A 12,396-nucleotide genomic window follows, 5' to 3' on the forward strand; every position below is an offset into this window, starting at 1 on the left:
GCCGGAAGACCCCGGCGGCGCCCTGCCCCCGCATTACCTCAGGTGCTGCGGCCCGAAAGCCTGCGGCAGCATCTCGTCGAGCGTCCGGAAGCCGTCCGGGGTCTCCAGGACGAGCTCGGGCCCCCCGAACTCGTACAGCAGCTGCCGGCACCGCCCGCACGGCACGAGCACCGCGCCCCTGCCGTCCACACAGGTGAAGTGGGTCAGCCGGCCGCCGCCCGTGGCGGCAAGCTGGGAGACCAGGCCGCACTCGGCGCACAGGCCAATGCCGTACGACGCGTTCTCGACGTTGCAGCCGACGATCGTGCGGCCGTCGTCGACCAGGGCCGCGACACCGACCGGGAAGCCCGAGTACGGGGCGTACGCCCGGGACATCGCGTCCCGGGCGGCCCTGCGCAGCGACTCCCAGTCGACAGTCGCCGCACCGGCATCCGCGGTCGGCGGTGTCACTTGCCCTCGCCCTTGCGGTACGGCACACCGTCCGCCTTCGGCGGCCGCAGCCGCTGCGCCGACAGTGCGAGCACGAGCAGCGTGGTGACGTACGGAGCGGCGTCGACGAACTGGCTCGGGACCTGGTCCGTCAGCGCGTACCAGGTGAACAGCAGCGCGGAACAGGCCGCCGAGATCACCGCGGACACGTACTTCTTCCGGTACAGCTGCCAGAACGCGGCGATCACCAGCAGGATCGCCAGGAGCAGCAGCATCGCGTGCACGTTCTCCGCGCCACCGCGCAGCTTGAGGCTGTCGGTGAAGCCGAAGAGCCCGGCACCCAGGGCCATTCCGCCCGGCATCCAGTTACCGAAGATCATCGCGGCGAGACCGATGTAACCGCGGCCGCCGGTCTGGCCCTCCTGGTAGATGCTCGTGGCGACGATGGCGAGGAACGCACCACCGAGTCCCGCCAGTCCGCCGGAGATGACGACGGCGATGTACTTGTACTTGTAGACGTTCACGCCGAGGGTCTCGGCGGCCACCGGGCTCTCGCCGCAGGAGCGGAGCCGCAGGCCGAACGCGGTGCGCCACAGGATCCACCACGTGGCGGGGACCAGCAGCAGGGCCACGACGGTCAGCAGGGACAGTCCGGTGACGAGCCCGCCGATGATGCCGGCGAGGTCGGAGACGAAGAACCAGTGTTCCTGTTGCAGGTCCTGCATCCAGTCCGACAGCCCCGGAATGGTGATCTTGTCGATCTCCTCGAGCCGGGGGGACTGCTTGGAGGAGCCGCCCGGCTCCTGGGCGAAGGTGAAGTTCGAGAGGTAGCGGGTGACTCCGACGGCGAGGATGTTGATCGCCACACCGGAGACGATGTGGTTCACGCCGAAGGTGACGGTCATGACCGCGTGCAGCAGACCGCCGAGCGCGCCGCCGATGATGCCGAACAGCACGCCCACCCACGGGCCCCACTGGAATCCGGCCCAGGCACCGAACCAGGTGCCGAGGATCATCATGCCCTCGAGCCCGATGTTGATGACGCCGGCCCGCTCGGCCCACAGACCGCCGAGACCGGCGAGGCCGATGGGAACGGCCAGTTCGAGGGCGCCCGCGACCTGTCCGACGGAGGTCACGTCCTCCGCACCGCTGATGAGGCGTACCAGCGAGACCAGGGCGAGGGCACCGGCGATGATCAGGAGGACGACGGGCAGGGAGAGCTTGCGGCGTCCGCCGCCCTTCTTGGGGGCGACGCGTGCGGCAGGTACTTGGGTGCTCACAGGGCCGCCTCCTTCTCGGTCGTGAGGGCGTGGCCGGCGGCGAGTTCCTCGCCGACCTTCTGCTGCTGACGGCGGGTCCCGTAACGGCGGACCAGTTCGTAGCTGATGACGACGGAGATCACGATCAGGCCCTGCATGATCGTGGCGATCTCCTTCTCGAACCCGAACTGGTCGAGCGACGAGGACGCCTTGTCCAGGAACGCGATCAGCAGGGCGCTGAGGGCGATGCCCACCGGGTGGTTACGGCCGAGCAGCGCGATGGTGATGCCCGTGAAGCCGATGCCGACCGGGAAGTCGAGGCTGTACGTGTGGGTGTCGCCCAGCAGCGTCGCCATTCCGGCCAGACCGGCGACCGCGCCGGAGATGAGCATGGAGGTCAGGATCATCTTCTTGGCGTCCACGCCGGACGCCTGGGCGGCGGTCTCGCTCGCGCCCGTGGCCCGCAGGTCGAAGCCGAACCGGGTGCGGTTCAGGACGAACCAGTAGACGAGGCCGCAGCCGGCGGCGACGAAGGTGAAGCCGTAGATCTCTCCGGCCTCGGCGCCCAGGGACAGCCCCGGGAACCAGCCGGACTCCGGGATCTCGCCCGTGGTCAGGTTGTTGGAACCGGCTGCCTGGTCACCGAAGTTCTTCGGCAGGATCAGCCAGGCGATCAACGAGGTCGCGATGGAGTTCAGCATGATCGTCGAAACGACCTCGCTCACCCCCCGCGTCGTCTTGAGGATGCCCGCGATGCCGGCCCAGAACGCGCCCACCAGCATGGCGACGACGACGATCAGGGCGATGTGGAGCGGTCCGGGAAGGCTGACGCTCGCGCCGACCAGGGCCGCCATCATCGCCGCGAGGCGGTACTGGCCGTCGACGCCGATGTTGAAGAGGTTCATCCGGAAGCCGACCGCGACCGCGAGAGCGGCGAGGTAGTACGTACCGGCCTGGTTGATGATCAGTACCTGTACGTCGGAGTACGACGCCTGCTCGAACAGCAGCCGGTACAGCTCGAACGGATCACGGTTCGAGATGAGCAGGACCACGGTGGCGAGCGCGAAGGCGACGACCAGGGCGAGTACCGGCCCTGCGAAGCCCAGGATCAGCCGGTCCTTGTCGAATTTCTTCATCGGGCCTCGTCCTCCGGTGCTGCGTCGAGGCGACCGGCGGCGGCGCCGGTCATGGCCGAGCCCAGTTCCTCGGGGGTGATGGTGGCGGGGTCGGCGTCAGCGACCAGCCGCCCTCGGTACATGACGCGCAGGGTGTCGGAGAGCCCGATGAGCTCGTCCAGGTCCGCCGAGATGAGCAGGACTGCGAGTCCTTCGCGGCGGGCCGCGCGGATCTGGTCCCAGATCTGCGCCTGCGCGCCGACGTCCACGCCACGGGTGGGGTGGGCGGCGATCAGGAGCTTCGGTTCGTGGCTCATCTCGCGGCCGACGATCAGCTTCTGCTGGTTGCCGCCGGAGAGGGAGCCGGCCGTGACCTCGATGCCCGGGGTACGGACGTCGTACTCCCGCACGATCCGCTCGGTGTCCTGGCGCGCCGCCTTGGGGTCCAGCAGGAACCCGCGGCTGTTGGGCTTCTCGCTGACGTGGCCGAGGATGCGGTTCTCCCAGAGCGGTGCGTCCAGCAGGACTCCGTGCCGGTGCCGGTCCTCGGGGATGTAGCCGATGCCCGCCTCGCGCCGCTTGCGCGTGGGCGCGCGGGAGATGTCGTCGTCGCCCAGGGTGATCACACCGCTGTCGGCCGCCCGCATGCCGATGAGCGCGTCGATCAGCTCGGTCTGCCCGTTGCCCTCGACGCCCGCGATGCCGAGGACCTCACCCTTGTGAATGGTGAAGCCGACATCGGACAGGACGTCACGGACGACCCCGTCCGGGTCCGTCACGCCGAGGGAGAGGCCCTCGACGCGAAGCATCGGCACATCCGTCACCGTGGACTCACGGGTCTCGGGCGAGGGGAGCTCGCTGCCGACCATCAGCTCGGCGAGCTGCTTGGTGGTCGTGTGCGCGGGATCCGCGGTGCCCACCGTCGTACCGCGCCGGATCACCGTGATCTCGTCGGCGACCGAGAGGACCTCGCCGAGCTTGTGCGAGATGAAGATGACGGTGAGTCCCTCGGCCTTGAGCTCGCGGAGGTTCGCGAAGAGCGCGTCGACCTCCTGCGGCACGAGCACCGCGGTCGGCTCGTCGAGGATGAGGATGCGGGCGCCGCGGTAGAGGACCTTGAGGATCTCCACGCGCTGGCGGTCGGCGACCCCGAGGTCCTCGACGAGTGCGTCGGGCCGGACCCCCAGGCCGTACGCGTCCGAGATCTCCTTGATCTTCTTACGTGCGGCGGAGCCGATGCCGTACAGGCTCTCGCCGCCGAGGACGACGTTCTCCAGGACGGTGAAGTTGTCGGCGAGCATGAAGTGCTGGTGCACCATGCCGATGCCGCGCGCGATGGCGTCGCCGGGGTTGCCGAACGAGACCTGCTCGCCGTCCACGGCGATGGTTCCCTCGTCCGGCTTCTGCATGCCGTAGAGGATCTTCATCAGCGTCGACTTGCCGGCGCCGTTCTCGCCGACGAGGGCGTGGACGGTGCCCTTGCGGACGGTGATGCCGATGTCGTGGTTGGCGACGACGCCGGGGAAACGCTTGGTGATGCCGTGCAGTTCTACGGCAGGGGGGCTGCTGGACGCGTTGATGACGCACTCTCCTTGGCCGGACAGGAGCGGGGGCGGAGGGGCAAAGGGGCGGGGTGAAGTTATCGCGCCTGAGGGCTGTCTACACGCGTAGCGCTGCCGAATCGTAAATCAGACGGGCGGATCTTCTTCGGGGAGTTACTCCGGAGGCCCGGAGCGGCAGTGATGCGCACGCTCCGGGCCCACAGGAAACCAGACGAACGACCGGGGTCGTTACGGAGTGGTCTTGACGGTGATCTTGCCGTCGATGATCTCCTGCTTCGCCTTGTCCACCGCGGCGATGACCTCGGTCATCTCGGTGAAGGCCGGGTTGGACATGGCCAGGCCGACGCCGTCCTTGTCCAGGCCGTAGCGGATCTCACCGGTCTGCGGCTTGCCGTCCTGGACCGACTTGATCAGGTTGAAGACGGCGAGTTCGACGTCCTTGGTGACCGAGGTCAGGATGGACTTCTTGTAGGCGGCGAGGCCTTCCTGGTTGTACTGGTCGGAGTCGACGCCGATGTTCCACTTGCCCGCCTTGGAGACGGCCTCGATCGCACCGGAACCGGCCAGACCGGCCGCCGAGTAGATCACGTCGGCACCCTGGTCGAGCTGACCCTGGGCAGCGGCCTTGCCGAGGTCGGGCTTGGAGAAGCCGTCGAAGTTCGGCGGCTGGGTCAGGTACTGCGGGATGACCTTCACCGAGGGGTCGGTGTCCGCGACACCCTGGGCGTAGCCCGCCTCGAACTTCTTGATCAGCGGGGTCTCGACACCACCGATGAAGCCGACCTTCTTGGTCTTGGTGACCTTGGCGGCGGCGACACCCGCGAGGTAGGAGCCCTGCTCCTCGTTGAAGACGATGTTGGCGATGTTGTCGCCGGTGACCGAGGCGTCGTCGATGATGCCGAAGGTGATCTTCGGGAACTTCGGCGCGACCTTCTTGATGGCGGGCGCGTAGGCGAAGCCGACACCGATGACCGGGTTGTTGCCGGCGCGGGCCAGCGAGGTGAGGCGCTGGACCTTGTCCGCGTCCGACTCGCCCTCGGAGGGCTCGGCCTCGGTGCCCTTGACGCCGAGGTCCTTCTCGGCCTTGGCCAGACCCGCGTAAGCGGCGTCGTTGAACGACTGGTCGCCGCGGCCACCGATGTCGTACGCGATGGCGGTCTTGTTGTCCGTGGACGACGACGCGGTGTCCGAGGAGGACGAGGACGAGTCGCCGCACGCGGTAACGCTGAGTGCGAGTGCCGCGGACATAATGCCCACGGTGGCAATCCTGGTGATCCGGCGCAAGGGAAGGCTCCTTCAAACCTGACCGAAGCGCCTCTTCCGGCGCTGGTTTCGCGGCGATCGTAACGCGCGTAGATGTCAGATAAGGACCTGTACGGAAGCCGTTATCGGATCGTCGCGAACAGGAGGTGTCCTGTCCGGTTACGAGCGGTTGCCGTCGAGCAGCGCCGAAGCGGTGAACAGCTCCACTCCAACAGTGATCGCCTCCTCGTCCACGTCGAAGTTCCCCCGGTGCAGGTCCAGACCGCGGGTGTCGCCCGGCGTACGCACTCCGAGCCTGGCCATGGCGCCGGAGACGTGCTCCAGGTACCAGGAGAAGTCCTCCCCGCCCAGGCTCTGTTCGGTGTCCTCGATCGCATACGATCCGCGGCGGACGGTCATCGCGGCGTCCAGCAGGCCGATGGATTCCGCGTCGTTCACGACGGGCGGCACACCGCGGATGTAGTTGATCACGGTCTTGGCCCTGTGCATTCCGGCCACCTCGTCGACCGCCGCGTGCACCAGATCCGGCGCCTCGCGCCAGGCGTCCAGATCGAGGCAGCGAACCGTTCCGGACAGTTCGGCGTGTTGCGGGATGACATTGGGCGCGTGCCCGGTCTCCAGCCGCCCCCAGGTGAGGGCGAGCCCCGCGCGCGCGTCGACCCGCCGGGCGAGCAGCGCGGGCACGTCGGTGGCGACCCTGGCCGCGGCGGTGACCAGGTCGGTGGTCAGGTGCGGCCGGGCGGTGTGTCCGCCGGGCCCGTCGAGGGCGATCTCCAGCCGGTCGCAGGCGGAGGTGATCGCACCGATCCGGAGCCCGATCTTCCCCACGTCCACCTTCGGGTCGCAGTGCACGCCGATGATCCGCCGGACGCCCTCCAGCGCCCCGTCCTCGATCGCGTCGGCCGCACCGCCGGGCAGGACCTCCTCGGCCGGCTGGAAGATCAGCCGCACGGGGTTCGGCAGCAGGCCCTGCCGGTCGAGCTCGGCGAGCACGAGACCGGCTCCGAGGACCGTGGTGGTGTGGACGTCGTGCCCGCAGGCGTGCGCCCGGTCGGGCACCGTGGACCGGTAGGAGACGCCCTCCTTGGTGTCCGGGATCGGCAGCGCGTCGATGTCGGCCCGCAGCGCGAGCATGCTCCGTGTGTCGCCGTCCCGCCGTCCCACGTCACAGATGAGCCCGGTCCCGGTCGAGAGCACCCGGGGCTTCAGCCCCGCCCTCTCCAGCCGGGCCTTGATGGCCGCGGTGGTACGGAACTCCTGGTTGCCGAGCTCGGGGTGCATGTGAAGGTCACGCCGGAAGGCGATCAGCTCGGCACGCAGCTCATCGGACAGGGCGCCGGGCAGCGCGCCGGGCAGGGCGACTCCCCCGGGCAGCTCGGCTTCGGCGTGGGACGCGCGGGACTTCAACTGGTTCACCCAGTGAAGGGTAGGCCCCCGAGCCCTTCAACTGGCCACAGATCAATAAAAGTTCAGCCGCTTAGAGGAACAAAAGTTGGCGTTGCGGCGTGTGACGGACATTGACGGTGGGTACACTCCGCCGTTCTCCACTGCGGTGCGAGTGGGTCGCGAGTGCGGCCGCACGCGGGATCGAGGCACCCGGCCCGCCCGATCGGCGCGGTCGCCGGGCAAGGATCACTGACCACTCCCGGTTCGCCCTCCCCATCGGATCACGCCCGCCGGTACGGGGCCGTGACGCGACGCGCGACGCATCGTTCCGGATTCGTGAGTGGTCGGCCCCGCTTACGGAGGTCAGGGCAGCCGGAGGAGTTCGCGGAGGGTGCCGACGTAAGCCGTGACATCGCGTTCGACAGTCGGCTCGGTGGCCGGGTCCGGGCCCGGGTCGTCCGGGGCGGTGGTGCGGCAGGACCGGCAGAGGCCGTCGGGGAGCGCCTCCGGGCGGCCGGGGGTGCCGCACTGGGTGCACTCGACCATCAGCCGGCGTACGGACTCGCCCGGCGTGGGTGCGGTGGGCAGCCGGGGCGGGATCTTGTCGCGGAGCCGGCGCCTGACGAATCCGACCGGTGAGTCGACGGTGTCGGGGAGACCGGCCGCGAGGGTACGGACGAGGTACTCACCGTCCACGCCCCGCGCGAGCCACGCGGCGGCGAGTTCCTCCAGGGCGTCGCAGTCGCCGGCGGAGAGGGCGAGCCGCGGGTCGACGCGGCCGAGCCGGGCCAGGGCGAGGTAGCCGGGCGAGTGGCCCTGCGGTGCCGACGCCGTTGCCGAGGCAGACGCCGCCGGAACCGGTGCCGACGCCGCTGCCGGAACCGGTGCTTGCGCCGACGCGCGAACCGCTGTCGGCGCCGTGGGCCGCTGCTGCGGTACGACGGGGGCTGCGGCCTGCACCGGGACCGGGGCGGCGGCAGAAGGGGCCGGGATCGCGAGGGGCGCGGGCGGTTCCGGGTTGCCCTCGGCGTGGAGGCGGGCGTTCCACCACTCGTTGTCGCGGGCCGTCCGGGACCAGTACGTGCGGGTGACCCAGCGGACCTGCCCGTCCCCGAGGGCGGCCAGGCACCGGACGTGGCGCAGGTGCCCGGCGACGCCCAGGGCCCTCAGTGCGCTGCCGACGGCCATCTGCCCGTACGGCGGCAGGTCCTTGGCCAGCGACTTGATGTCCATGGCGGCGCCGTCGGGGAGCCTGTCCACGTATCCGGCGATGTGGCGCTCCCGCTCCGGAAGGAGCACGAAGTCGTCTGCGCGGGGCGGGCGTTGATCCGGTACGGAACGCTTGCCGTAGCCGGGATTGGCCCTCGCGTACGGGCGCGAGGATGCGGGTGCGCGCAGGGCGGAGCTAGGGTGCTCGGTAGCCACGAGATCGCTCTTTTCGATCTTGGGGTGAGACCCCGGCACGGTGCTATCAACACCGAGTCGGGGTCGTTCAGTTGTGGGCACCGTAAGCAGCCGCGACACTCCGCCGCAAGCCGGTCACGATTAGTCATACTTGCTGGCCGTGAGGGGTCAGGGAGGGTGGGGAGGTTTCCCCAACCCTTCTTTTACCTACCGGAGGACAGACAGCGCTCGGACCTCGGCGCCCGTATCCCGACACCCGGATCCCGAAGCTCAAGACTCGGGGCCGCGCTCCTCCACGTACCCCCCAAAGAGTGAACGGTCCGGTCCCGGAGCTCGGAACCCGAGGCCCGGAACCCGAGCTCCGGGCCGACGCCCGAGACGTGGCCACTCCCGTTTCCCCGGCCAAAAGGACACCCTCACCACCGGGGTTTATCTGGTTCAGAATTCAACCGGTACGGAAAGCGGGCGGACAATCCCGCAGCTGTGCCGAATAGCCGGGCGATCCTTTGACCGGAGAGAGCGCCGACCTCAGATGTTCCTCAAGAGCCTTGTAGCGAACGGATCATGGAAGCCATACTTTGATCAAGGTCGCCCACCGCCCCCTGACCAGGGGCACGTTGGTGGGTTTGCACCGTCAGCGGCAGGGATCGTCAGGGGGTTTCCATTCCTTCCTGACCGCTCTGTCGATCTTCCGCTACGGGCGTGGCGCTTTCGCTTGCCTGCGTCCGGGCGACAGAAGAATAAATGGGGGAACATTCCGTGAGGAAGAATCAGGGACGGTCCGCTGCACGGGCCGTCGTACTCGGGGCCGTCGCCTCGGCAGTCCTGACAGCGAGTGTGCTGCCGGCTGTCGCGGTCGAGAACAGCAAGTCGAACACCCGCAGGGTGAGTATCGGCACGCTGAAGGTCGGCTTCAAGGACACCTGGCGTGGCGCGGGGCAGCGGACGTGGACGCTCGATTCGTCCACTGCCTCTGCGTCCTGGAAGAGGAATTCCGCGGGGCCGGTGGCCAGCTACACCATCAAGCTGAGCGACGGTATCTGCTTCAACAAGTATGGGATAGGCAGCGTGAGTGTCGGTGGCGGCGGGTTGTCCCCCGGCGGCATCGGTGGCGAGGACGACTGTGGCGGCGGGGTTTACGCCGGCGACAAGAACTCCGCTGTGGTTGCCAATCACGGGAGGGTCATCGGACGCGGGAATCCGTACGGCCGATGGATTTGGGTCTCCCACACGGCCACTGCCAGCATGAAGTACGGCAACACTCACTACGACGTGAATGCCTATAGGCGCACCAGCCCCATAGGCGGGACCGTCTGACGCATGTCGTTCTCGACCACCGGGGGGCGGAAGCCCGCTTCCGCCCCCCGGCGCCGTATGTTCGCCGCCCTGCTGACCACGGGGCTGATGGGCATCGTGAGTTGTCAGGCTCCCCCGCACCTCCCGCCCGATGAGGGGCTGCGCATCGGGCCCCGTGTGCGGGCTCCTGAAGCAGTGACGGCTCGGCTGGCAGCGACCTTCGCCGACCGTCCGTCCGCCATGAGCACCGTTCCGCTGACGGGCGAGGACCCGCACCGGACCGCGGCGGCAGTCGCTGTGCTCCGCAACACCGGCCGGTCCGAAGCGGCAACCGACCTCGTCAGGCGTGCCGACTGGTGGTCGGATCGCGTACTCGCCACGCCCGAGAACGACGCAGCGCTGCACATCCAGCACCTGCGGGCCGGCATCCAGGCGTTCGGGAGCGAGCTGGACCCGGACCTCGTGCGGCCTGCGGCTTCCGCTGCCGTCCGTGCTCTGCTCCTCGGCGGGCCGGCCCTTCCGGACGTGGAGGCAGCGGCGCGGCTGGCCGACGAGATCCACCGCACGGATCCCGGTAACGCACGGTGGAAGGAGGCCGGTACGCAGGTCAGGGGGCTGGTGGCGGGACACCTGAAGGCGCAGCCCCGGGCCTGTCGGGTCACGGGGACCAGTGATGTCCTGTCGGACTACGTCGCAGCGCGCACGTTGGCCGGCCTCGGATTTCCGTGCAACGTGGGACCGGGGACCGGTGAAGCCGTCCGGGCCGAGATCTCGCGGCTGGTGAAACGGGAGGACTCGTGGTCCGTACCGGAAGCCGTTCTGCTTCTGCAGGTGTCGGGCGCTGCGCGTTCGGACGGACGCCAGGACGCCGGAGACGTCGAGACCGTGGGCCGGCGGGCCCAGGATGCGCTGCGGGATTCGCTGGCCGGCAACGGCCCGTACTACCGCAAGGCTTCGGCTTCCCTCACCGAGTTGGCAGTGGCGTCCGCAGCGCTCGCGTCGGTGCCCGGCCGGCCACCGGTCGCGGTGGCGGACGCGACGGCTGAGGCGATGGCGGACATCGCCCTGCTGCGGGGCAGGATCTCGGACCAGCCGGACGACAACTCGGCTGTTGACGGGTATCTCGCGACCGTCGCTCAGGCTCAACTGACCGGAACAGCCGCCGGCCTCGGTGACATCCGGGAGCCGGCTCCGACAGCGCCGCTCCGGGAACAGGTGCGCTTCTTCCTGCAGGCGTCCCTCAAGGCTGAACCCTTGCCGTCCAAGGACATCCTCAGCAGGGCGAAGACTGAGCTGAAGCGGACGAAGGACCCCCTTGACCGGATCACGGTGACGACATCCGCGACGCTCGCCCTGCTGCGGACGGACCGGTCCTGCGCCGTCCTCGACCACGACACGCCCCTGCTCAAGGACGCGGTGGAGCGAGCCGTCGCGCAGTACGCGCAGGGCAGCGACGCGGTGAAGGCATGGCTGACACTGCTCTGGAGCACCACCGCCGACTGCGGCGGCTTCCAGAAGCAGACAGCGGCGGAGTCCTCTTCCTTTCTGGAGCAGTTGAAGAAGGACGAGGCGGCGGACAACCCCACGGCGCAAGCCGTGACGGCGTGGAGCAGCGCGGAACTGGCGTGTTCGAAGGGCGCCGAGGCGCGGGCGGCCCGGACCCGCCCCGTCGGACTGCCGGCGCTTGCCGGGGACGGCGACCCCGGCGAGGGACTCGGCCTGGGCACCTATGCCGCTCTGCGCACGAGGGAGCTGGCGGCCTCGCCATGCTCCGGAGGCCTCGCAGATAAGCTGAAGGGTTAGAACAATGAGTTCACAGGTTCACACAACGAGGGGCGGCCAACGATGACGGTCCGAGCACGGGAGCGGTTCCTCGGAGGCGGCTTCCTGTTCGCCGCGTTCCTCACGGTGGTCTACGGATTCGGAACGGCACAGGCGGACGGATCGGTCGGAACGGCCCTGATCGCGGCCGTGCTGGCCGCTGTCGGAGTGTGGCTGATCCGTGGAAGGCGCAAGCACGGCTGAGGCCTGTCCCGCACAAAGGGTCTGACTGGTCGAGGCTGATTGCGCGCCTCTTAGGATCGGCCTGGCCACAGACCGACAACAGGTGGGGAAATGATGGCCGGCCACGTCACCGCAGTGAGCTGCAACGCGACGTACTCGTTCAGCAAACCGAATCGCGAGTCCATCACGCTGCTTGCCGGACTCGGGGTCGAAGGGGACGTTCACGCCGGTGAGACGATCCGCCACCAGTTCCGCATGACCTACGAGCCGGACCTGCCCAATCTGCGCCAGGTCCACCTGATGCACGAGGAGCTCTTCGACGAGCTTGCACTCAAGGGCTTCGATGTCTCCGCGGGCGGGCTCGGGGAGAACATCACCACCCGAGGCGTCGACCTCCTCGGCCTCCCCACCGGCGCTCTGCTCCACCTCGGGAAGCAGGCGGTGGTCGAGGTGACGGGACTACGCAACCCGTGCGCGAAGATCAACGACTTCCGCACGGGGCTGCTCGGCGAGGTCTTCGCCCTGGACCCGGTCTCGGGCGAGTTCACCTTCAAGTCCGGCATCATGGCCGTGGTCCGCCGTGGCGGGCCCGTTCGCCCCTACGACACCATCGGCATCGAACTCCCGCCCCTGCCCCACCGCCCCCTGGAACGCGTCTAGGGACTTCCCCTGTTCCGA

The 12,396-nt window shown here is 68.9% G+C and carries 11 protein-coding genes; 4 read left to right on the forward strand and 7 right to left on the reverse strand.

Annotation, left to right across the window (positions count from 1 at the left end):
- Positions 1-33: 33 nt before the first annotated feature.
- From OG257_RS14910 to OG257_RS14940, 7 genes are all read right to left on the reverse strand, one after another.
- Positions 34-450, reverse strand: coding sequence for a cytidine deaminase (locus tag OG257_RS14910; protein WP_329208055.1), 417 nt, complete (start codon positions 448-450; stop codon positions 34-36).
- Entirely contained in the window at positions 447-1,709 is a 1,263-nt protein-coding gene (locus tag OG257_RS14915) for an ABC transporter permease (protein ID WP_329208056.1), read from the reverse strand. Before OG257_RS14915 ends, OG257_RS14910 begins: the two co-directional genes overlap by 4 nt.
- Complete coding sequence (locus OG257_RS14920; protein WP_329208058.1) at positions 1,706-2,824, reverse strand: ABC transporter permease; 1,119 nt, start codon at positions 2,822-2,824, stop codon at positions 1,706-1,708. The genes OG257_RS14915 and OG257_RS14920 overlap by 4 nt, the downstream gene beginning before the upstream one ends.
- Entirely contained in the window at positions 2,821-4,407 is a 1,587-nt protein-coding gene (locus tag OG257_RS14925; RefSeq protein WP_329215098.1) for an ABC transporter ATP-binding protein, read from the reverse strand. The genes OG257_RS14920 and OG257_RS14925 overlap by 4 nt, the downstream gene beginning before the upstream one ends.
- A 186-nt stretch (positions 4,408-4,593) precedes the next feature.
- Positions 4,594-5,649 carry a BMP family lipoprotein gene (locus OG257_RS14930; RefSeq protein WP_329208059.1) on the reverse strand — a complete coding sequence of 352 codons (1,056 nt, stop codon included), beginning with the start codon at positions 5,647-5,649 and terminating at the stop codon, positions 4,594-4,596.
- A 138-nt stretch (positions 5,650-5,787) separates the two neighbouring features.
- Positions 5,788-7,035: an amidohydrolase gene (locus OG257_RS14935; protein ID WP_329215100.1), complete on the reverse strand. Its 1,248-nt coding sequence runs from the start codon at positions 7,033-7,035 to the stop codon at positions 5,788-5,790.
- Between the two features lie 342 nt (positions 7,036-7,377).
- Entirely contained in the window at positions 7,378-8,439 is a 1,062-nt protein-coding gene (locus OG257_RS14940; RefSeq protein WP_329208060.1) for a MarR family transcriptional regulator, read from the reverse strand.
- A 738-nt stretch (positions 8,440-9,177) separates the two neighbouring features.
- On the opposite strand from OG257_RS14940, the gene OG257_RS14945 reads away from it, so the two are divergent.
- From OG257_RS14945 to OG257_RS14960, 4 genes are all read left to right on the forward strand, one after another.
- A complete protein-coding gene (locus OG257_RS14945; protein WP_329208061.1) occupies positions 9,178-9,735 on the forward strand; it encodes a hypothetical protein in 558 nt (185 codons plus the stop codon).
- Positions 9,736-9,738: 3 nt separating this feature from the next.
- Positions 9,739-11,517: a hypothetical protein gene (locus tag OG257_RS14950; RefSeq protein ID WP_329208062.1), complete on the forward strand. Its 1,779-nt coding sequence runs from the start codon at positions 9,739-9,741 to the stop codon at positions 11,515-11,517.
- Positions 11,518-11,559: 42 nt separating this feature from the next.
- A complete protein-coding gene (locus OG257_RS14955; protein WP_329208063.1) occupies positions 11,560-11,739 on the forward strand; it encodes a hypothetical protein in 180 nt (59 codons plus the stop codon).
- Between the two features lie 93 nt (positions 11,740-11,832).
- Positions 11,833-12,378: an MOSC domain-containing protein gene (locus OG257_RS14960; protein WP_329215102.1), complete on the forward strand. Its 546-nt coding sequence runs from the start codon at positions 11,833-11,835 to the stop codon at positions 12,376-12,378.
- The last annotated feature ends 18 nt before the right edge of the window (positions 12,379-12,396 follow it).

It is taken from the genome of Streptomyces sp. NBC_00683 (assembly GCF_036226745.1).
In the GTDB taxonomy this organism is placed as follows: Bacteria; Actinomycetota; Actinomycetes; order Streptomycetales; family Streptomycetaceae; genus Streptomyces.